This window comes from Candidatus Kaistella beijingensis (assembly GCF_020084865.1).
GTDB lineage: Bacteria > Bacteroidota > Bacteroidia > Flavobacteriales > Weeksellaceae > Kaistella > Kaistella beijingensis.
This window is the reverse complement of record NZ_CP071953.1, coordinates 1,066,710-1,086,854: the sequence shown is the minus strand read 5'-3', so window position 1 is coordinate 1,086,854 and position 20,145 is coordinate 1,066,710. Positions and strand designations below refer to the sequence as shown.

19 protein-coding genes and 1 tRNA gene are annotated in these 20,145 nt (G+C 35.0%); 12 read left to right on the top strand and 8 right to left on the bottom strand.

What is annotated here, in order from left to right; all coding sequences use genetic code 11:
* Positions 1-4: 4 nt before the first annotated feature.
* Positions 5-3,712, top strand: a complete 3,708-nt coding sequence (locus J4771_RS05045; RefSeq protein ID WP_224137053.1) for a DUF7149 domain-containing protein — start codon at positions 5-7, stop codon at positions 3,710-3,712.
* Here the strand turns inward: J4771_RS05045 and J4771_RS05040 are convergent.
* Positions 3,696-4,586, bottom strand: a complete 891-nt coding sequence (locus J4771_RS05040; protein WP_224137051.1) for a TaqI-like C-terminal specificity domain-containing protein — start codon at positions 4,584-4,586, stop codon at positions 3,696-3,698. The two genes, J4771_RS05045 and J4771_RS05040, sit on opposite strands and share 17 nt — an antisense overlap.
* Before the next feature lie 82 nt (positions 4,587-4,668).
* On the opposite strand from J4771_RS05040, the gene J4771_RS05035 reads away from it, so the two are divergent.
* Genes J4771_RS05035 through J4771_RS05020 form a run of 4 tightly spaced genes read left to right on the top strand, consistent with a single transcriptional unit; the run spans position 4,669 to position 7,793 of the window.
* Positions 4,669-5,265: a master DNA invertase Mpi family serine-type recombinase gene (locus tag J4771_RS05035; RefSeq protein WP_224137048.1), complete on the top strand. Its 597-nt coding sequence runs from the start codon at positions 4,669-4,671 to the stop codon at positions 5,263-5,265.
* Positions 5,266-5,301: 36 nt separating this feature from the next.
* A complete protein-coding gene (locus tag J4771_RS05030) occupies positions 5,302-6,216 on the top strand; it encodes a DUF5655 domain-containing protein (RefSeq protein WP_224137046.1) in 915 nt (304 codons plus the stop codon).
* Positions 6,216-7,157, top strand: a complete 942-nt coding sequence (locus J4771_RS05025) for a phospholipase D family protein (RefSeq protein WP_224137044.1) — start codon at positions 6,216-6,218, stop codon at positions 7,155-7,157. Before J4771_RS05030 ends, J4771_RS05025 begins: the two co-directional genes overlap by 1 nt.
* 6 nt (positions 7,158-7,163) lie before the next feature.
* Positions 7,164-7,793: a hypothetical protein gene (locus J4771_RS05020; protein ID WP_224137042.1), complete on the top strand. Its 630-nt coding sequence runs from the start codon at positions 7,164-7,166 to the stop codon at positions 7,791-7,793.
* A 322-nt stretch (positions 7,794-8,115) separates the two neighbouring features.
* Here the strand turns inward: J4771_RS05020 and J4771_RS05015 are convergent, their stop codons facing one another.
* Positions 8,116-8,484, bottom strand: coding sequence for a hypothetical protein (locus J4771_RS05015; protein WP_224137040.1), 369 nt, complete (start codon positions 8,482-8,484; stop codon positions 8,116-8,118).
* Between the two features lie 418 nt (positions 8,485-8,902).
* Here J4771_RS05015 and J4771_RS05010 point away from each other — a divergent pair, with 418 nt between their 5' ends.
* Positions 8,903-9,328, top strand: coding sequence for a DUF6943 family protein (locus J4771_RS05010; RefSeq protein WP_224137039.1), 426 nt, complete (start codon positions 8,903-8,905; stop codon positions 9,326-9,328).
* Between the two features lie 49 nt (positions 9,329-9,377).
* On the opposite strand, the gene J4771_RS05005 is transcribed toward J4771_RS05010, so the two are convergent.
* From J4771_RS05005 to J4771_RS04990, 4 genes are read right to left on the bottom strand one after another with little or no spacing between them, the layout of a single operon-like run.
* Complete coding sequence (locus J4771_RS05005; protein WP_224137037.1) at positions 9,378-9,581, bottom strand: hypothetical protein; 204 nt, start codon at positions 9,579-9,581, stop codon at positions 9,378-9,380.
* Positions 9,582-9,585: 4 nt separating this feature from the next.
* Complete coding sequence (locus J4771_RS05000; protein WP_224137035.1) at positions 9,586-9,798, bottom strand: hypothetical protein; 213 nt, start codon at positions 9,796-9,798, stop codon at positions 9,586-9,588.
* A gap of 2 nt (positions 9,799-9,800) precedes the next feature.
* Positions 9,801-10,199, bottom strand: coding sequence for a DUF5675 family protein (locus tag J4771_RS04995; protein ID WP_224137033.1), 399 nt, complete (start codon positions 10,197-10,199; stop codon positions 9,801-9,803).
* 15 nt (positions 10,200-10,214) lie between these two features.
* Positions 10,215-10,970, bottom strand: coding sequence for a hypothetical protein (locus J4771_RS04990; RefSeq protein ID WP_224137031.1), 756 nt, complete (start codon positions 10,968-10,970; stop codon positions 10,215-10,217).
* 690 nt (positions 10,971-11,660) lie between these two features.
* Here J4771_RS04990 and J4771_RS04980 point away from each other — a divergent pair.
* Positions 11,661-11,734 (top strand) — tRNA-Asp (locus J4771_RS04980).
* A gap of 255 nt (positions 11,735-11,989) precedes the next feature.
* Here J4771_RS04980 and J4771_RS04975 read toward each other — a convergent pair.
* Together J4771_RS04975 and J4771_RS04970 are read right to left on the bottom strand one after the other, a co-directional pair.
* A complete protein-coding gene (locus J4771_RS04975) occupies positions 11,990-13,975 on the bottom strand; it encodes a tetratricopeptide repeat protein (protein ID WP_224137027.1) in 1,986 nt (661 codons plus the stop codon).
* A gap of 29 nt (positions 13,976-14,004) precedes the next feature.
* On the bottom strand, positions 14,005-14,706 hold the full coding sequence (locus J4771_RS04970) for a LytR/AlgR family response regulator transcription factor (protein WP_224137025.1): 702 nt from the start codon (positions 14,704-14,706) through the stop codon (positions 14,005-14,007).
* Positions 14,707-14,833: 127 nt separating this feature from the next.
* On the opposite strand from J4771_RS04970, the gene J4771_RS04965 reads away from it, so the two are divergent.
* The 5 genes from J4771_RS04965 (at position 14,834) to J4771_RS04945 (ending at position 20,108) form a co-directional block, all read left to right on the top strand.
* A complete protein-coding gene (locus J4771_RS04965; RefSeq protein WP_224137023.1) occupies positions 14,834-15,304 on the top strand; it encodes a T9SS type A sorting domain-containing protein in 471 nt (156 codons plus the stop codon).
* A 4-nt stretch (positions 15,305-15,308) separates the two neighbouring features.
* Complete coding sequence (locus J4771_RS04960) at positions 15,309-16,574, top strand: hypothetical protein (RefSeq protein WP_224137021.1); 1,266 nt, start codon at positions 15,309-15,311, stop codon at positions 16,572-16,574.
* Between the two features lie 37 nt (positions 16,575-16,611).
* Complete coding sequence (locus J4771_RS04955) at positions 16,612-18,039, top strand: autotransporter outer membrane beta-barrel domain-containing protein (protein ID WP_224137019.1); 1,428 nt, start codon at positions 16,612-16,614, stop codon at positions 18,037-18,039.
* A 154-nt stretch (positions 18,040-18,193) separates the two neighbouring features.
* Positions 18,194-18,784, top strand: a complete 591-nt coding sequence (locus J4771_RS04950; protein ID WP_224137017.1) for a Crp/Fnr family transcriptional regulator — start codon at positions 18,194-18,196, stop codon at positions 18,782-18,784.
* A gap of 154 nt (positions 18,785-18,938) precedes the next feature.
* Positions 18,939-20,108, top strand: a complete 1,170-nt coding sequence (locus J4771_RS04945) for a DUF4386 family protein (RefSeq protein ID WP_224137015.1) — start codon at positions 18,939-18,941, stop codon at positions 20,106-20,108.
* The last annotated feature ends 37 nt before the right edge of the window (positions 20,109-20,145 follow it).

The following is a 20,145-nucleotide window of genomic DNA, read 5'->3' as shown; positions in this document are numbered from 1 at the left end:
CTCTATGTCAAAATCTCACCTTTCACCACGCCAGTCCCTCAATAAATCATTTCTAAAATTAAAGCCAAACCGCAAGGAAATTGAAAACTTCAAAAGTAGGTTTATTACGCTTTTAGAAGGTATTAATGAAAAAGAATCTGAAGAGTTTCAGAAGAATCTCATTTCAGATTTTCTGAAGAACATTGGCTTTGCACCCGATTATTATATCAACACCAAAGGCAGAAACGATTTGGTTATTCACAACGACAAGGCACATTCCAGTTCTGTTGGGGTGATTATTGAGACAAAACAGTCTGGGAATAATTCTGAGATGGTGAGTTCAAAAAAACTGAATTCAAAAGCACTGCAAGAACTGTTGCTGTATTATCTGAGAGAACGGATTACTCATAAAAATTTGGAAGTAAAACATTTGGTTGCGACCAATGTTTATGAATGGTTCATTTTTGATGCAAACATTTTCGAAAACTGCTTTGCGAAGGACAAAGCACTTATTAAGAAGTTTGAGGATTTTGAAAGCAAACGACTATCAGGCATTAAAACCGATTTTTTCTATTCAGAAATTGCAAAACCTGCTATTGATGACGTAATTGACAGTTTAGAATATACCCATTTCAACCTGAAAGATTTTGAAAAATTTGTCCGAAATGACAGCAAGAAAGACGATAATAACCTGATTGCACTTTTTAAAATATTATCGCCACAGCATTTGCTCAAACTTCCTTTTATCAATGACAGTAATACTCTCGACAAAAGTTTCTATAACGAATTACTGCATATTATCGGACTTGTTGAAACCAAAGATGGCGGAAAAAGATTAATCGAAAGGAATAAACCTGCACAAAGAAACTCCGGATCTTTACTTGAGGATACGATCATTCAACTCGACACTTTGGATAAAGTAAATCGTGTTAAAAAATCGTTTCTGTACGGTGAAACTACGGACGAGAAGTTATTCAATATTGCGTTGGAACTCAATATTACCTGGATTAACCGTGTTTTATTTTTGAAATTATTGGAAGGTCAGCTAATCAATTATCACGGTGGTGATAAATCCTATGCGTTTCTGAACTTTGATAAACTGCGCCAGTATGACGATCTCAACACTTTGTTTTTTCAGGTTTTGGCCAAAAAGTTTGAGGACCGGAATTCTGATGTCCGAAAAGCATTTGAAAAAGTTCCTTATCTGAACAGTTCCTTGTTCGAACCGACCGAATTGGAGCATACCACATTAATGATGAGCAATCTTCGGGATGATAAAAAAATTCCGTTGTTGGGAAATACCGTTTTGAAAGATGGACAAGGTAAAAAAAGAACAGGCGAACTCAATACCTTACAATATTTGTTCGAGTTTTTGGATGCTTATGATTTTGCAAGTGAAGGAACGGAAGAAATTCAGGAAGAAAATAAAACCATTATCAACGCCTCGGTTTTAGGACTTATTTTCGAAAAAATCAACGGTTATAAAGATGGAAGTTTCTACACGCCCGGTTCTATTACAATGTATATGAGCCGTGAAGTGTTGCGAAAAGCCGTTATTGAAAAATTCAACGCTGTAAAAGGTTGGAATTGTCAGGATTTTACTCAACTCTACAACAAAATTGAAGATGTCAAAGAAGCCAATGAGATTGTAAATTCAGTCAAAATTTGTGATCCTGCGGTTGGTTCCGGCCACTTTTTAGTTTCTGTTCTGAACGAGATGATTTCCATTAAAAATGATCTCGGGATTTTAGCGGATAAAAACGGTAAAAAGTTCAAGGACTATAATGTTGAAGTCGAAAGTGATGAAATTGTCATTACAGATACCAACACCAGCGAACTGTTCCGATACAATCCCAAAAACAAAGAAAGCCAGCGCGTTCAGGAAACCCTTTTTCACGAGAAACAGAACATTATTGAAAATTGTCTTTTTGGTGTCGATTTAAACCCGAATTCCGTTAAAATATGTCGCCTACGTTTGTGGATTGAGTTGCTAAAAAACGCCTATTACAAGTCCGAAAATGAGTTGGAAACTTTACCGAATATTGATATCAATATCAAAAACGGAAACTCACTCATAAGTCGTTTTCCTTTGGACAGCGATTTAAAATCCGCCTTCAAGAAATCGAAAGTTACGGTAGAAGATTACAAAAACGCAGTTCGCGATTACAAAGAAGCAGAAAGCAAGGAGAAGAAAAGAAGTCTTGAAGAATTTTTGGTTGCCCTGAAAAATGATTTCAGAACTGAAATCAGCCGAAACAGCAAAGAGATGAAAAATCTTAATCTGTTGCGCGGAGAGTACTTTACAAAATATGGTAGCGAACAACTTTTCGGTGAGGAATTAACCAAAGCACAGCAAAAAGACAAGAAAGACCTTGAAAATAAAATTCAGAAAATTGAAGATGTTATTGAGGAAGTAAAAGGCAATAAGATTTATGAAAACGCCTTCGAATGGCGCTTCGAGTTTCCGGAAGTGTTGGATGATGAAGGCAACTTTATTGGCTTTGATGTGATTATTGGGAATCCGCCGTATATCCAGTTGCAGAAAATGGGTGCAGAAAGTGATACTTTGGAAAAAGTTGGTTTTAAAACTTACGCAAAAACCGGCGACATTTACAGTTTGTTCTATGAACAGGGGCACAATATTCTGCGTGAAAATGGTCTGCTGATGTTTATTACTTCCAACAAATGGATGCGAGCAAATTATGGCGAAAGCTTACGCCGTTTCTTTGTGGAGCAAACCAATCCGTTAACTCTGATTGATTTTTCTGGAAATCAAATTTTTGATACTGCCACTGTGGATACCAATATTCTGATGTATGCAAAGCAAAAAAATCAGTTCAAAACACAGGCTTGCATTATCAAAGAAAAGCTGTTAAATAATTTGAGCGTTTTTGTTAGTCAGAACTCTGTTTTTTCAGATTTCAGAAATTCTGAGAGTTGGGTGATTCTTTCAACTATTGAAAGGCAGATTAAAGACAAAATTGAGAAAGTAGGCAAACCCCTGAAAGATTGGGATATTTCAATTAATTATGGGATTAAAACAGGTTTTAATGATGCGTTTATCATTACGGGCGAAAAGCGAAAAGAACTGATAGAACAGGATCCTAAAAGTGAAGAAATAATACGACCGATTTTACGTGGCAGGGACATTAAAAGATACGGATATGATTTCGCTGATTTATGGTTAATTAATACACACAATGGAATTAAGGAAAAAGGGATAAAGCCTGTAAATATCGAGGATTATCCTGCAGTTAAAAAACATTTGGATTCTTTCTATCCTCAGTTAGAGAAACGTTCTGACAAAGGCGATACCCCTTACAATTTGAGAAACTGTGCTTATATGGACGATTTTTCTAAACCAAAAATAGTTTGGAAGAGAGTTGGCTCAATACTTCGATTTTCATTTGATAATGAGGGAACTTTTGCACTAGATAGCACTTGTTTTGCTACAGGAAAGCATATTGAATATTTAGTTTGTTATTTAAATTCAAAAGTCGGAAATTATTTGTTAAAGGATTCACCTAAAACTGGCACAGGTGATCTTTTGATAAGTGTCCAAGCAATAGAGCCAATATTAGCTCCATTACCGTCCGAAAAATTTGAAAACAAAGTAAAAATTATTTTTGAAAATATGAATGGAAATAATATTTGCGAAGAAAAGCTTAACAATATGTTTTATGAACTGTTTGAATTAAACTCAGAAGAAATTGAATTTATAGAATCTCAATGAAGCCGATAATTTGTTTTTCTTCTTCTGTTAAAGAATAAAGATCAAATATGGCTTCATCTAGTTCTCTTTCAACATCTTTAGAACAAATCCCTTTTGAAGCCAAATCCTGACAACTTAGTACCATATCTTTAAATCTAATATTTTGAAATTCATCAACAGTAATTACCGGTATCTTATCAAGAAAAATTTTCCGTAATTCTCTTGTTCCACCTTGTAATTCTGGAAAATTATCTTTGAAACAAAATTTAAACAGTGATGAATTTAAAAATGCAGTAAGAAAGTAAAGATATTTGCCTGTAATCATAAACGATTTATCATTTTGCATAAAGCCTTTCTCATCAAAATAAAATGGTAAAAACTTGGTCATATTAGGATACATAATTTTCTGCTTAGAAAAATCGTCCTTATAACTTATCGTATCTTGTGTTTCAAACCATTGATTATTAGTCTTTTTCCTTGCGCCAGTATGACCCGTTTGTTTCAGTCGGTCATATCCAAAGCTTAATAAATGAGCCTTAACCGCAGGATACTGCTCAATGTCAATCTTTAGACTGGGAAATGTTGTGATAATATACAAATCAGCAAAATCATATGTATACCGCTTAATATCGCGTCCTCTGAGAATCGGTCGTATTATTTCGGCTGATTTTGGATCTTCCGCAATCAATTGGTTTTTCTTTTTTCCGTCTATAATAAATGCTTCGTTATAGCCAGTAAGAATTCCCCTGTAGATATTAATGTCCCAATCTTTCAAAGGTTTCCCAACCGCTTCTATTTTTCGCTTAATACTTTGCTCAATGGGACTTAAAATCACCCAACTTTCGCTGTTTGAAAAACTACAATTTTCTGAGTTCTGACTAACAAAAACGCTCATTTTCGTTGATGAAAAAATAGCTAAGTTTTATTTTATATGGTTTTGGTTTATTTTAAACACTTAAATTTTAAAAAATTAAACTATGATTTACGGTTACATTAGAGTGAGTACAGACAAACAGACAGTAGAAAACCAACGCTACGAAATTAACCAGTTTTGCGAAAAAAGTATTGTGGTGGTAGATAAATGGTTGGAAGAAACCATTTCCGGTTCCAAAAAACTCGAAGAAAGAAAACTCGGCAAGCTTCTCAAAAAAATGAAAAAAGGAGATGTGCTCATTTGTTCCGAACTTTCTCGTCTCGGAAGAAACCTTTTAATGATTATGGGAATCTTGAATGAATGTATGAACAAAGATATTCAGGTTTGGACGATTAAAGACAATTACCGTTTGGGAAGCGACATCAATTCAAAAGTTCTGGCATTTGCTTTTGGCTTATCCGCAGAAATAGAACGCAACCTCATTTCACAAAGAACCAAAGAAGCATTGGCAAGAAAAAAAGCAGAAGGCGTCATTCTCGGTCGTCCAAAAGGAAGAAAATCAGCAAAAACTAAACTCACAGGACAGGAGAAAAAAATCAAAGAACTTCTGGACAAAAAAGTTTCATATTCAGCTATCGGCAGAATCCTGAATGTTCACAGACTTACGGTTTCGGCTTTTGTTAAGGAGAAAATGAATTAATTCGTTAAATTTGATAAGTTTTAATAAAAATTAATAATGCTGTTATTTACAAACTCAAAAAATTCGCTTTTAGAGCTGAAAGAAAATTCTTTTAAACTCGAGAAGGATATCCAGGTGTTATTCGAAAAAAACCTTTGCTCAATTACCGGCCTTCACTTTGTGAAATCTGAATTTACAATAAAAAGTAATAGGATTGATACTTTGGCTTTTGATGAAGATAGTAAATCATTCGTGATAATTGAATACAAAAAAAGTCAGAATTATAGTGTGGTTGACCAAGGAGTATCTTATCTTAATTTAATGCTGGAATACAAAGCTGAATTTATTGTTGAATATAATGAATCTCAAAAGAAAAGTTTAAAAAGATCAGATGTGGATTGGTCCCAAAGCAAAATTATTTTTGTTTCTCCTTCTTTTAATGATTTTCAAAAGCAGTCTTCAAACTTCAAAGATTTGGCAATTGAATTGTGGGAAATTAAAAAATTTGAAAACGATGTGGTAGTAATTAATCCTGTTAAAAAATCTAAATCTGCACCAAGTATTAAGCAAGTTCAGAAAAATGATAGTTCAGAAATTAGCAAAGTAATTCAGCAAACGAAAGTATATTCAGAAGAAGATCATCTTGTAGGGAAGTCTGATGATACTGTTGAATTATACGAAACCTACAAAAGTGCCATTTTAAACCTGCAAAATGACCTGGATATTAAGCCTAAAAAATTAGAAATCGGATTTACTTCGAAAAATAAAATTTTTAGTGATGTCTGTATTCAAAAAAATGGATTGAAATTTTTTATAAATCTGAAAAAAGGAAAACTGGATGATCCTAAGAAGATTGCTCGTGATGTTTCTTCAGTGGGGCATTGGGGAAATGGCGATTACGAAATAATTGTTGAGGATACTAAAAATTTAGAATATATTATGAGTTTAATAAAACAGGCTATAGAAAAGTAATGGCAGAATTTCTAAATAAAAAGAAACTTTTGGAATGGATTCCAAAAATTATTGAAACAGCAGAAAAAGAACTTATAATAATTAGCCCCTATATTCAGGTTTCAGAAAAAATTTTCTCGTTACTCAAAGACGCTGAAAAAAGAGGTGTTGAAATCACCCTCATTTACAAAGAAGGTGAACTTTCCGACAAAGAAAGAAATAAATTTAATGAAATTGAGAACCTAAACTTACTTTATCATTCCAACTTACACAGCAAATGCCTTTACAATGAGAAATATTTAATGATAACCTCAATGAATTTATATGAATATTCTCAAAGGCATAACCGCGAAATGGGAATCCTTTTTAGAAGGACTGATGAATCCACCAATTGGGACGATTACCGAAATAGCCGTGATGATGACAGTGTCTTTCAGGATGCAATAGAAGAAATTCAGAGTATAATCAACAGTGCAGAATTTGAAAAAGAAAGTTTTGAAACAAAGACCATTGGTTTTGAAATGTCAATTATAAAATCCAACAAAGATTTGGCAATTGAGAAATGTAATCTTCTTAACAAATTTTCTAAAAATAAAAAATTTACAGCTTTCCAAGATGGTGAAGATTGGCTTTGTAGATGTGATGATTTTGTTGATGGAGTAGATTTAATTTTAGAAGGCCATAGGATTTCTTTGAAATTGAATTTTGAAGAAAATCGGATTGAAGAAATTTTCAATAACCTTAATACTACAAAATATTATAAAAACGAAGATTACAGAATAGTAGATTGTTTCAGGATGTTTTGGACATATCACAAATCTTCACCAACCTTATATTCATATTCAAGCCACAATTTATGGGATTATGATTTTGACAGCAAAGAATTTTTGCAGGGATACTTTAATGGATTGAACGAATTTTTTAAATTGTTAAAATTGGAAATTCAAAAAACGAAAAAATAATAGTTGATGAAGATAATGACTTTTAAAGAAGTAGATGAAAAAATTAATCATTATGAAATTGAGCTTAAAAAATGTGTTGATGAAATTGCACAAACCGAACTGTTTTTAGAAAATGATAATGATGAAGTAAAGAATTTGGCAAAAGCTCATAAACTCAAAGTTGAATTTTTTTGTTTTGTAACGACCAGTTATATAGATTGGCTATGTGTTTATAGAAATCTTCAGAGATCTAAATCTGAATGGGAAAATTATTATAACATTAAAATTGCTTATCTAATAGCATATGAGACAATTAATACATATTACAAATTTAAAGGAGAAATTTATAAAACTGTAAAAAAGGATTATGAACAGTTTTTTCATACTTTCTTTGATATGCTTAACAGAGAATTGGCAGAATTTAAATATGAATTTGATTATGACGAAATAATGCCTAAAATTAGAAATAAATCTGTTGCACATTATGACAGGAATTTTTTAGAGTATTATTCTACTTTTTCTTTAATTGAAGAATACAGCCATAAAGATATCATTAGAAGTTTTTTATATTTCTTGAACCCTCTCCATTATTTCACTTATGCATTGATGAATGACGAAATAGATAAGTTTCTCTATCTAAATAGTTGGATGTCTTAATAATCTCCGCTCTGCCACAGCAAGTTACATAATCAAAATTATACGCACATCCATCGCAAAACGTTGCCTTCCACTCCGCAGGCTTCGTTACTGGCAAAATCCATCAGTGCCTATAATTTGAGATTATGTAAAATGCTTTCCTTGCAACGGGTGAAGCCCTTTTGCGCTAACGCCTTCCAGCCGCTCGTGCAGTTATCATTTACACGTTCAGTCCTCCAATCAAAAACCAACAATTCCCCACCAACCCTGCTAAGGATGCAGAAAAATGGTGCTGAGAGTTTCGGGATTTCCCAAGTTCCTACAGCCACTGTATTGCTTTTTTTCAGCGGAAAAGTTTAGTGGCAATACAGTCGCTTTCGTCACCGCACACAGTAGTATTCCATACTGAAGAAAATACTTTCGGCAGCCACCATATTTTCACCACACACCAAAAACACTTCAGTTTCATAGGCAAAGGTTTGTAGTGTGTTTGTGGCGCGTGCTGAAAATTCCTAAGCAAAGCATTTTCTTTCAGCATTCCATACCACTGTCTTTGCAACCGCTTGTTACCATTCCGTCTTGCATCTCGGTTCTCGTATCTTGACTCTGATGTAAGGTACCATTTTCCTGCGAGTCTGTTTCCCCGGTTTGCCAACGCTTTCCCAAGTTCCTCCAGTATATAGCCGTCATTCACTTTACGGTTGCTGAACAACCGTTTTTCTCTGCCGTCTATACACTTCCGTCACCGCGCACAGGAGCATAGCACTGTTCCAAGTATTCACAGCACTATGCACCTGTCTTTTCCATCGCTTTTCCTCGCTTTGAGTGCAGTTGTCACAAGCAATTATCCCCATCAATCGATGTTTTGGAATTTCCTTCGTAGAAAGTTCGGAATAAGAAAAAATAAAAAAAAAGAAAGTAAATTTCTGTTGTCAGGAAAAATGCGCTGACAATATCAAGCCCTAAAGGGTTTTTTGAAAAAAAAGATAGCCGTGAAAAATAGTACGTCCATCTTTTTTGCAAAAAAATATTGCATCGCATTTTCCTTCCACGAGGGTGGAGCACTTTCTTTTTTTCTTTTTTTTCTTTTAGTTAATATTTCGCGGAGCAAAATTTTTTAAACCAAAATTATGCTCGCACACAAAGTACGGACGTACTCAGTCCACAGTCCAGCCCCGAAAACGGCTCTTTACATCCTTTCAAGAGGAAGAAATGCAGGAAAACCGATGTTTGAACCCTGCCCAAACTGCCACATCATTTATGTTACAAGTTCGCAGGAACTCGAAACCTACTATTGGACATTTTATGCATTTTGGAAGCACGGCTTCTTCCATCCACACCTTTGCGGAAGCGTCATCGAAATGCTCCGCCTTTGCGACCTGAAAAGCCTGATGCGGAACTTCATACAACCCGCCTTTGAAAAGTCCTGCAAAACGCCCGAAATGGTTCAGAAAATCAAGTCCACTTGGGAATTGGAGCAGAAAACGCACAAACAGATGCAACTCTTGCAGCAGTTGCGGCATTCGTTAATTAGAAAGTATTATTTATCAATCTAATTTAACAACAAAAGCCTTCCGAAACCGGAAGGCCTTTTTTGTTCCCAAGTCACCACAACTTTTGTTTGGAACGAATATTTTTTAGTTTGCAGATCAAAAATTTCACCACCAGCGTTGCCAAAAAACTTGAAGCGCCACCAACTGCTGCAAGAATCATGGTTTTCAGCAAATCGTTGTGACTGATATTCGCAAATATAGTGATTAATGTTCCGAAAGCCGTGCTCGCTTTCGTGGAGTTATCCACAACATTCATACACTTACTCGTCCCGATAAACCGCTGCCTGACTTACCGCGCTCGCAATTCCGCCTGCAACGGTCAAATATCCTGCAACCGTAACAACAACCGCAGGAAGCGATATTGGAGCCGTAGCAAGCACGCCACTTACAGCCGTGAGAGCCAAGCCCACATTTCTCAAAATCTTAAAAAATTTTGGCGTAGGTTCGAGCATTCTTTCAATTATTTTTCCCATTTCTATGGTCTTTTAATGGTTAATGCAATTACAAATCCTTTCTCCAAAAACGGAAACAGGATTTCCTTCAACTTATCAAAAGCAATCCGAGAGCGGATCCCTTTACCTTCTCCCGAAATTTCGCTTACGGGAGCAATACAGCCATTCAATTCTTTAAGTGCGTTATTGGCAGGATGAAACAGGATGAGGTCTCTGTTTTTAACATCAATAATTTCCAAATGCCACTTAAATCTTTGACTGAACCTTTTCCTGACTCTGTAAACTCCTTCCGGAACACAGGAAATTTTTCTGTGGTTTTCTTTCCAAGGCAACTCAATAGTATCGCAGACTTTTTTACCATTAAAGAAAAGTTCCCCATTCGTTCCGTTTGGAAAATATTGCCGAAATAATTCCAATTTCATGATGAAGAAATGAAATTAAGTTCCAACAACTTTTACAATCTGCAGCGCATTAAATGCTCCGTTTTTCAACGGATATTTTTCGCCATTCACTTCCTGATAGAATTCAATTCCCAAAACAAAAAACAACGGATGCGTTGAATTTGCCGTAAGGTTATTCTCTAGAGTAAGTGGGGCAACCGCAGTTCCATCCCAAGGATGAATAACGCTTTCGCTCAATTTTGCTTCGAAAACTTGGTTTTCAAAGTCAATTCCCATCGCACCGGAAAGAATTTTGAAGTGGGTAGTTCCTCCCGGAGCAGCGATAGAAACCTCCGGAGTAAATCCTTCAATTTCTGCTTTTGCATCACCGGTTACTCTGTCCAAGGTCACAGCAAACGGTGCAAAAAGAGTAGTCCCCAATTTTCCGTTCACATTAAATTCAAAACCCTGCAAAAGTTCTGCTTCGCCATCGATCACATTTCTTTGACCTCTCGGATTGGTCGCATCCATTTGGATAACCTTAACCATATCACGCGTCAATCTGCTTACCATTCTGTAATCAGAAGCCTTCAACAACAAAACCCTGATAGAGTTTCGCAAAACTTTTCCTGCATTTCCTGCACGCCCGAACTCCGAACCGTTTTCTCGGGTTCTTTGAAATGCAGGGTCATTCTTAATTCTAGATGCATCAACACCGCCTTTTTCCCTTGCCAAATAACCATCTTTGGACTTGTAGAAAGTTACACCGCCAATAGTGCCTTTCAGTTTGATAATACTACTTTGCCTTGCCATTTTGTTTAATTTTAAAAAATTGATAATAAAAATGATTTTCCTCTTTCTCCCTTCTCCTTCGGGGAAGGTTCATTTTCTCAAACCTTTGTGAATTCACAGGGCAAAATTTCGCAAAACAAAGATGTGGAGCAAGTTTCCGTGCCGATCACGACACTTTTTGCCGAAACCGCAAAAAGTTTCTATATCAGAAACAAAATGAATAATTTTACATTTGCAGAGTCACCGCAGAATCCGTATAGCAACTCCCAACCAAAAGCAAGGATAGAGTATGAAAAAGCCACCCCAAAGACTCTGCATCTACCCGAAAGACATCGTAAGAATCACCGGCAAAAGCGAACGCTTTTCCCGTGACCTAATCCATCGTATCAGAATTGCCTTGGACAAAAAAGAACATCAATTTATAACAATAGAGGAGTTCTGCCACTATGCAGGCTTCAAAGTTGAAAAGGTACAGGAACTCATAAAAAATTAACCTATGCAAAAAATGAATAAGTTCTTTGCAGAATTGAATAATTTTACTACATTTGCACTCATACGATTTGTATCCAATTGATAAAAAATAGGAGGGGTCAGTTTAGGTTACCTTAATTTTAATACTTTCTGAAAGTATTATGAATAAAGAAAAAATTAAGATAATACAAGTCCCGTCCGGATCGCAAAAGTTTTACAATTTACTTTTCAAAAAAAATTGATCCGGTAGTTCAGCTGGTTAGAATGCCGCCCTGTCACGGCGGAGGTCGCGGGTTCGAGTCCCGTCCGGATCGCAAATATTACAACAAAGTAATACAAAATGCAGTAAAATAGAGGTTTTACTGCATTTTTTTTATGTCGGTACCAAATTGAGCCAATTTTTCATAGTCTGAAAGTGATCTATTAAGTGACCTGTAAAAAGGTTTGATAAAGGTCACTGGAAAGTTTGAAAATGAACCTGTTCACGGGCTTATTCAGAGATTGAATATCTTGTGAGTGCTTTTGTTTAGGATTGGTTTTAAACTCTTTTTTCCAACCCCAACGCAAGTTTAAATTTTTCTCATATAAACGACCACCTCCGTTTCCCCGATTATCTTGTCGGAATTTACTTTGATTTCAGCGTTTATTGCTTTGCACAAATCCCGTATTACGTGCAGACCAAGACCGTTTTTGATGCCAATTTTTCCCTGATCGTTGTATAACGCGCTGAATTTTTCCAAATCGCTCCCGCCACCGTTGTCTTTTATGGAGATTTCCACAGTGTTTCCTGTGCTTTTTGCGGCGCAGACAATTTTTCCGTTTGTTTTATCTGTCAAAATTTTTGCCGAGTTGGCAATAAGGTTTCTCAAAATGGTTTTCAGAAATTCCTTGTCGGAATTTAATTCCAAATTTTCGGGATTTTGAAAGTGTATTATGGTTTCTTCGACCCAAGAAAACTCATTTTTCAGGTCTGAAAACAGGTCCGAAACTGCGAATATTTTTCTTTGGACTTCAAATTTTTCCATCTGACTTTTAGACCAAAGCAAAAGGTCTTCCATGTTTTTCAGCAGTTTTTCGGCAGAAGTTGTCGCCTGCAAATTAAGACGTTTTCTGGTTTCTTCATCCATCAATTCGGGACTGTTCTTCTGAATTTTCAAAAAATTTACCAAAGAAGCAACGGGACTTCGCAAATCGTGATTTAAGATTCCTAGAAATAGTGCTTTATTTTTATTTGCTTTATCCAATTCTGTGTTCAAAATTTGCAGTTTTTTATTTGCTATTTTCCGGTTCCTGCCTTGGTAAAAAAACATTCCTCCGATAATTGCTAATAGTAAACTTCCTATAATGAAGTACTTTTTGTTTTTTTCGGCGACTTCTATTTGCAGTTTTTGAACGTTTTTTTCGGCGGTAAGTGTTTTTATTTCTTGTTGTTTTTTTTCGGCTTCATATTTTCTTAAAAGATTTTCGGTGTTTTCCTGCGTCCTAATTTCGAATAACGAATCTTTGGCAGAAATGGAGGCTTGCTGAAATTGGTAGGCGCTTTTGAAATCGTTCTTATTGGCATACAATTTTGCCAAAACATCATTAATAGAATAAGAAAGTTGTGGATCCGAAGTGGTTTTGGAAATACGAAGTGCTTCGTTGTAATATTTCAATGCGAGTTGTTCTTTACCTTTTTTTTGATAAAGGTCTCCCAAATTTTGACACACGATTTTCAGGCTTGACTTGGCATCGAGTTCCCTACAAAGTTTTTCAGATTTCAACAGATATTTTTCAGCTTCCTTGTCATTATTTTGTTTCTGAAAAAGTCTTCCAAGATTGGTAAGCAAATCGGTTTGCAATAATTTATAGTCAATTTTCTGGGCATATTGCAACCCTTTTTTCAGGTGTGAAATTGCATCCGTGTTTTCATCCATATCCTCATAAAGAGTAGCAATATTGTTTTCGGAGATTGCCATTCCGCTGAGGTTTTTGTTTTGTGTTTCTATCAATAGAGATTTACTGAAATACACCAACGCTTCATCGTATTTTTTATAGAATTTCAAATTTTTCCCGATTTGGTCATAAGGACTGGTTTTCAGCGGATGCAACTTGTTTTTTTCCTGAAAATGAATGAGTTCCATGGCGTATTTCGTAGCGTTTTCCCGATCTCCCAATTGATCGTAGATAATTAAAATATTATTCAGAACATTTTGATAATATTTTTTTTCGAGCTTGTACTTTTTGATGATTTCTGAACATTGTTGAAAATAAAGTAAGGCATTTTCGGGTTTTTGCTTGCTGAACTCGATTACGCCTTTCATATTGGCAACTTTGTAAAAACCTGTTTTGTATTTTAGTTTTTGCGAAAGTTGCTCCATTTGCGAAATCATTTGTTCGGCTTTGTCGTAATCGCCTTCCTGAATGTTTATGAAAGCAAAATCATTAAGTGCCTGAATATAGAGTGTGTCTTTTGCTTGGGTATTGAGGTAAATTTGCAGAGAATCCTTGGATTTAGGAATCTGTGCAAAAATCAGATGGCTGAAAAAAAAGAAAAAGAAAATTTTTTTTAGCATCTTTTAAACAATTTTTTTAAGAACAGGTTTTATAAAAATTTTAAATTCTCGCGGTAACTTCTGCCAATTGGAATTTGAGTTCCGTTGTTAAGCAATAATTCCGAAGTCATCATCTTCTCAATAAAATTTTTCTGCACGGCAAAACTCCTATGGATTCTAATGAAAGATTGAAATTGTTTCTCTTTCAATAAATTTCCAATACTGGCAAGCACGCAGTGTTTTCTCTGTGGAGTAATAATTTTGGTGTAATCCTTCAAAGCTTCTAGATAGAGAATTTCATGCATTTTTACCTTTATTTGGTTGTGTCCTTCCTTTATGTAGATGATGTCGCCACCGATACTTGCTTCAAAAAGTTGGGCTTTTTCCCGCATTTCAAAAAAATCAAAAATTCTATTTGCGGTTTGCTCAAATCTTTGAAATTTAATGGGTTTTACTAAAAAATCCAATGTGTCCAGTTCAAAACTTTCTACTGCAAATTCCGGATGCGAAGTAATGTAAATACAAACGGGAATATCTGCAGCTTTTTTACGGAGTTCAATTCCTGACAAACCGGGCATGTCAATGTCCAAAAATAAGACATCAATCTTGTTTTGGTTGATAATTTCCAGTGCTTCTTCTGTGTTGGAGCAAAATCCCAGTATGTTGAATTCGGGAAACCTTTTGACGAAAGATAATGTCAAAAGCCGGTCTATTTCGTCATCATCCGCAATGATACAGTTTAGGGATTTCATTAGTTTTAGTTCTCATCAAATTTAGAAAAAAATATTAGAATTCATTCGTCTATTTTAAATGCGTTTTGTCTATTTCTGCTTTTGTTGAATTTTACGAAGGAATAATTTTGATGAAAAATTTTACGACATGAAAAATTTAGTAATCCTTTTTCTGATTTCAATAGTCAGTCAAATGCAAGCACAGCAAGCCATTGTTGCTTCTGGCGGAAACTCAAATGGAAGCGGCGGTAGTGCTTCTTATTCTGTGGGGCAAATCGCGTATCACGCTTACAGTTCGTCTTCAGGAATGGTAAGCGAAGGTGTTCAGCAAGCGTATGAAATCACCACATTGTCAACTTCGGAAACACAGAATCTTGTGAAAAACATTAGCCTGTATCCAAATCCCGTACAAGATGTACTGTATGTAGATTTCCATGAAGAGTCTTACAAGAATTCTGAATTTCTATTGTATGATGCACAAGGAAAACTCATAAAACAAGGACAGTTGAACCAGAAAAAAAACGAACTTAACTTGAGTATGCTTCCTCAATCTATGTACATTTTGAAGGTAATGCAAGATGGAAAAAACACCAAAACATTTAAAATTATAAAAAAATGACATCATGAAAAAATCAATTTCAATTATATTACTTTTTTTAGGAATTTTCTATTCCCTCGCGCAAGCACCTAATGCAATGAGTTATCAGGCTGTTGTTAGAAACGCTGGCAACGCACTGATTATTAATCAAAATGTGGGGATAAAAATCTCAATTTTGCAAACGTATGAAACAGGAACTGCAGTTTATGTAGAGAATCAAACCGCTACAACCAATCAAAACGGACTTTTTAGTATTAGTATTGGTTCTGGAGTTCCGTTAACAGGTAATTTTTCTACAATAGATTGGAGTACAAACGCACCGTATTTCATAAAAACTGAAATTGATCCTACTGGAGGAAGCAATTATACGATAAGTTCCACCTCAAGATTGTTGAGTGTGCCCTATGCTTTATATGCTAAAAATGCGGGGAACGCTTCTAATGGATTTTCTGTTCCTTACAGTGGAACTGTTTCTACGAATAATCCTGCTTTCAAAATTACAAATAATGGCATTTCTACTGGAAGTACGGCAATTGTAGGAGATGCTTCGGGAGCGGGAACTGCAGTTAGTGCTTCTGCGGAAAGCGGTAATGCTGTTCATGCAGAATCTTCAAGTGGAAGTGCTGTTTACGGATTTTCTTCCTCTGGAAAAGGCGGGGAATTTGAAACCGATGGAAACTATGCCGGAGTTTCAGGATTTTCCAGTGATGGTCCAGGTGGAGAATTTAGCAGTAATACAGGTCTGGCTGTTAAAGCCAATGGGAATATAGATATTGCTGGAACAGTTAAAATTGCTGGTGGAAATCCCGGTGCTGGAAAAGTGTTGACTTCTGACGCAAGTGGAAATGCAAGTTGGAAATCATCTGCTTATAACAATTTGGAAAGATTTCAATTCTTTTTGTATAAGAAAGCAGGAAATACAAATGATGGAATTCTAGAAACAATTTATAACACAGGAACTGTAATTGCAGGAAGCCAGGCGTCCTATTCCAACCCCAAAAAAAGTTTAATCGTAAATATCAATAACCCAGGGCTTTATCATTTCGAATTCAGTGGGTATGGGAATCCAACGGCATTGACATCTATTTTTTATAGTGTTTCTATGGATTCAAATTTCGTTTTAGATCAAATACCTATTGACAACACCAGTAACGTAAAATATTTTTATGCATCTCTCGAAGTTTATATTTCTTCTCCAAAATCCATTTGGTTTAATGTAAATAATTTTGATGGGGCTTCCACCATGTCATATTACAAATTTGTAGTTAGAGGACACAAAATATCTGACTGAAACAATTTATAAAAAAAAAATTAACAAAATTAACATCATGAAAAAATCAATTTCAATTATATTACTTTTTTTAGGAATATTGTTTTCCTATGCACAAGCACCTCAAAAAATGAGTTACCAAGCCATTATTAGAAATGCTTCGGGACAATTAATCCAAAACCAAAATGTATCTGTATATGTAAGTATTTTGCAGGGATCACCTACCGGAAATTTGGTATATGCCGAAACCCATAACGGAACTACCAACGTAAACGGACTTTTAACTTTGCAAATAGGCAGCGGAACCGTTTTTGCAGGAAATTTCTCTGCAATCAACTGGTCATCAGGAAATTTTTATCTGAAAACAGAAACCGATCCATCTGGCGGAACCAATTACACGATTGCAGGAACTTCGCAATTATTGAGTGTTCCGTATGCAATGTATGCCAATTCTGCAGGAAGTGCTTCCGGATCTTCGCAGTGGTATGTTTCTGGGAACAATATTTATAATGCCAACTCTGGAAACGTTGGGATTGGAATGACCAATCCTACGGAAAGACTGGTAGTTAGCGGAAAAACAAAAACCACCGATTTCCAAATGACCAACGGGGCTGGAGCAGGAAAAGTTTTAACATCTGACGCTTCTGGAAATGCAACTTGGCAAACATCCTCATCAGGATTTTCTTTGCCTTATTCAGGTTCTGGCAACACTTCCAATGTTGCATTTCAAGTTTCAAACTACTACAATAATGGTAATGGTGGAGTCGGAATAAGTGGAAGTTCGTCGGGTTCAAATAGTATAGGAGTACAAGGAAGTTCTAATACAGGAACTGGTGTGAAAGGAAGCTCTATTTTTGCAGGAATTGGTGTTTCTGGAACATCAGACGATGGAATCGGAGGATACTTCAGCAGCTTATCAGGATTGGCATTGCAAACCGGAACCGGAGGTACAGAAATCAACGGAGCGCTCAAAATTACAAGTGGTTCTCCTGGAAACGGAAAAGTTCTCACTTCTGACGCTAATGGAAATGCAACTTGGCAGGAAAATTATAGCAACACTTACCTGCTAATTGCAAAAAAATCAACTAACCAGATCTTCCAAAATAGTTATTATGGTACTGTACAATTTGATAATAATGGCGGTATTTTCCAAAACAATAAATATTACGTTCCCAAAAATGGCTATTATCATTTTGATGTGAATTTAAAATTAGTAAATAATTCTGGGATTGCTTCTGGTTCTGCTTGGAATGACTATGTAAGAATTACACTTTTAAAGAATGGTACAGAAAGCATACAAGATTACATTTTGCCGGGAACAGGAACTAACCAAGTCACGCTTCCTACGATAAGTTTTTCTGCTAATGCATTGCTAAATGAAAATGACTACGTAGAAGTACAGCTGACAAATATTTCTGGTGTTGCAATTACCATAGACGGATCTTATGGCGGTTACAATAGTTTTGGTGCATATTTACTAAGATAGACTATGTTAGCTGCAAAATCTTAAATCCCGAAAAAGATTTCCAATCTGCGGGGTTTTTGATTTTTTTGGTCTCAATAAAATTACTATTCTGAAATATAGACCATTTGTATAACGAGTTTTATAACAATTTTAGATATGCGCATACTATTCGCATATGATAGAGGTCGGGATTTTTAACTTTTTCTGCAACAAACTAAGTGAAGTTTATCCTATGCACGATATTGATAGGGAACTTTGCTATCAGTATTTTGAATATTTTGAGTTGCCAAAAAATACATTGTATGAAAAGCAAGGTGAAATTCCACAGTATCAAAATTACATTTTATCAGGGTTTATGCGTAAATTTCATACTGACGTTGATGGGAATGAAATTACGGTAGAAATCAATAGTGAACCTCGTTTTATTGCTTCTTACATGAGTTTGATGGAGAGGAAACCTGCCACAGAAACTCTGCAAACAATTACGGACTGCAAAATACTGAGAATTAAAAGAGACGATATGGATACTGTTTTTGAAAAAGGTATATCCGTAAAACAATACACCATTCAGTTATTTCAAAACATCATTGAAGAAAAAAATCGAAAAGCATTTGAGTTGGCTACTTTAAGTGCAGAAGAACGGTATGTGAAATTATTAAGAGAAGCTCCACAGATTGTTCAAAATGTCCCGATACAATACATTGCATCACTTCTAGGAATGAAACCCGAAAGTTTAAGCAGAATCAGAAAAAAATTAAACAAATAATAGCAAAATCTTCTAAAATTTAGAAGATTTTTTATTTTCCTAACAAAAGTCAAGAGCACTTTAAATTATATTCTTTCATTTTTGTATAGCGCATTATTTTTTGATGCAAAATGTTAAAACTTCGTGTAAAGATTGATTTTATTAATATAAAGGAATGGTAGGAATTTTTGAAAACGATACAAATTTCGGTTCAAATAAAAGGACAGCAAGAATTGCAGGAATTCTTTATTTAATCGTAGTTATAACAGGAATTGTAAGTTTAGGATATATACCAAAACAATTAATAGTTTGGGAAGATAAAGTAGCAACTTTTAATAATATTCTCAAAAATGAAAACCTTTACCGAATTGGGGTTTTTTCGAGTGTACTCTGTTATTTGGCTTTTATTTTCTTGCCTTTGGTTTTAAGAGAATTGTTGAAAACTGTCAATCAATTTGTTGCCAATTTTATGGTGGTTTCTGTATTGGTGAGTATCCCTATTTCGTTTTTTAATCTTTATAGTAAGTATATTATTTTAGATATCATTCACAAGGAAGAGTATCTAAAAATTTATAATGAATCTCAACTGCAATCTTTGGTTATGTTTCATCTTAATCGATACGAATACGGAATTTTTATCTCTACATTTTTTTGGGGACTTTGGTTGTTTCCTTTCGGTTATTTGGTTTACAAATCTGGTTTTATTCCTAAAATATTCGGAATTCTTTTAATGTTGGGATGCTTCGGTTATGTTATTAATTTTTTCGGCAATACTTTATTTGCGAATTATCAAGATATAGGAATTTCAAGAATTATCGGTAAAATTCCTTCTGTTGCGGAGATTGGGATTTGTTTATGGCTATTAGTAATTGGTATAAAAAAATCAAAAAAAATTATAATGAAAACAAAAAAAACAGAATTTGAAGATTTTAAGATTAATATTAAAATTTTATTGTCCGGTTTGTGGACTTCGGTAATGTTCCTCTACATTTACGCAGATTATTTTGAGCTGTATGTTCCCCGAAAAGTTGAAGGATTAATTAGTGGTGAAAATTTATTGAATACACCATACAAATTGCTTTATGCAACCATACTTCTCACAGTTCCTTCATTGATGATATTTCTCTCATTGATTTTAAAACCTAAAATCAACAGAATTTTAAATATCTCAATTGCGGGATTCCTTGCTTTATTTACATTCCTTATTGGTATTTCATCCATTTCAGAATGGCGCATTTTTTATGTAATGCTTGCTTTTTTGGAGAGTACTCTTACATTCTTCATTGTTTGGAAAGCGTGGACTTGGAAAAGAATCCTCTTTTGGGATAAGTTTATACTGATATGAGTACTCTATACAATGATTGTTGCTGTTCACGGAGAAC

Excerpts from the sequence above, each read along its gene's own strand:
- J4771_RS04950 (WP_224137017.1), top strand. The coding sequence starts at position 18,194 with ATGATAGAGGTCGGGATTTTTAACTTTTTCTGCAACAAACTAAGTGAA.
- J4771_RS04970 (WP_224137025.1), bottom strand. The coding sequence starts at position 14,706 with ATGAAATCCCTAAACTGTATCATTGCGGATGATGACGAAATAGACCGG.
- J4771_RS05000 (WP_224137035.1), bottom strand. The coding sequence starts at position 9,798 with ATGGGAAAAATAATTGAAAGAATGCTCGAACCTACGCCAAAATTTTTT.
- J4771_RS05045 (WP_224137053.1), top strand. The coding sequence starts at position 5 with ATGTCAAAATCTCACCTTTCACCACGCCAGTCCCTCAATAAATCATTT.
- J4771_RS05010 (WP_224137039.1), top strand. The coding sequence starts at position 8,903 with ATGCTCGCACACAAAGTACGGACGTACTCAGTCCACAGTCCAGCCCCG.
- J4771_RS04945 (WP_224137015.1), top strand. The coding sequence starts at position 18,939 with ATGGTAGGAATTTTTGAAAACGATACAAATTTCGGTTCAAATAAAAGG.
- J4771_RS05005 (WP_224137037.1), bottom strand. The coding sequence starts at position 9,581 with ATGAATGTTGTGGATAACTCCACGAAAGCGAGCACGGCTTTCGGAACA.
- J4771_RS04960 (WP_224137021.1), top strand. The coding sequence starts at position 15,309 with ATGAAAAAATCAATTTCAATTATATTACTTTTTTTAGGAATTTTCTAT.
- J4771_RS05030 (WP_224137046.1), top strand. The coding sequence starts at position 5,302 with ATGCTGTTATTTACAAACTCAAAAAATTCGCTTTTAGAGCTGAAAGAA.
- J4771_RS04965 (WP_224137023.1), top strand. The coding sequence starts at position 14,834 with ATGAAAAATTTAGTAATCCTTTTTCTGATTTCAATAGTCAGTCAAATG.
- J4771_RS04955 (WP_224137019.1), top strand. The coding sequence starts at position 16,612 with ATGAAAAAATCAATTTCAATTATATTACTTTTTTTAGGAATATTGTTT.
- J4771_RS05020 (WP_224137042.1), top strand. The coding sequence starts at position 7,164 with ATGAAGATAATGACTTTTAAAGAAGTAGATGAAAAAATTAATCATTAT.
- J4771_RS04995 (WP_224137033.1), bottom strand. The coding sequence starts at position 10,199 with ATGAAATTGGAATTATTTCGGCAATATTTTCCAAACGGAACGAATGGG.
- J4771_RS05025 (WP_224137044.1), top strand. The coding sequence starts at position 6,216 with ATGGCAGAATTTCTAAATAAAAAGAAACTTTTGGAATGGATTCCAAAA.
- J4771_RS04990 (WP_224137031.1), bottom strand. The coding sequence starts at position 10,970 with ATGGCAAGGCAAAGTAGTATTATCAAACTGAAAGGCACTATTGGCGGT.
- J4771_RS05040 (WP_224137051.1), bottom strand. The coding sequence starts at position 4,586 with ATGAGCGTTTTTGTTAGTCAGAACTCAGAAAATTGTAGTTTTTCAAAC.
- J4771_RS05035 (WP_224137048.1), top strand. The coding sequence starts at position 4,669 with ATGATTTACGGTTACATTAGAGTGAGTACAGACAAACAGACAGTAGAA.
- J4771_RS04975 (WP_224137027.1), bottom strand. The coding sequence starts at position 13,975 with ATGCTAAAAAAAATTTTCTTTTTCTTTTTTTTCAGCCATCTGATTTTT.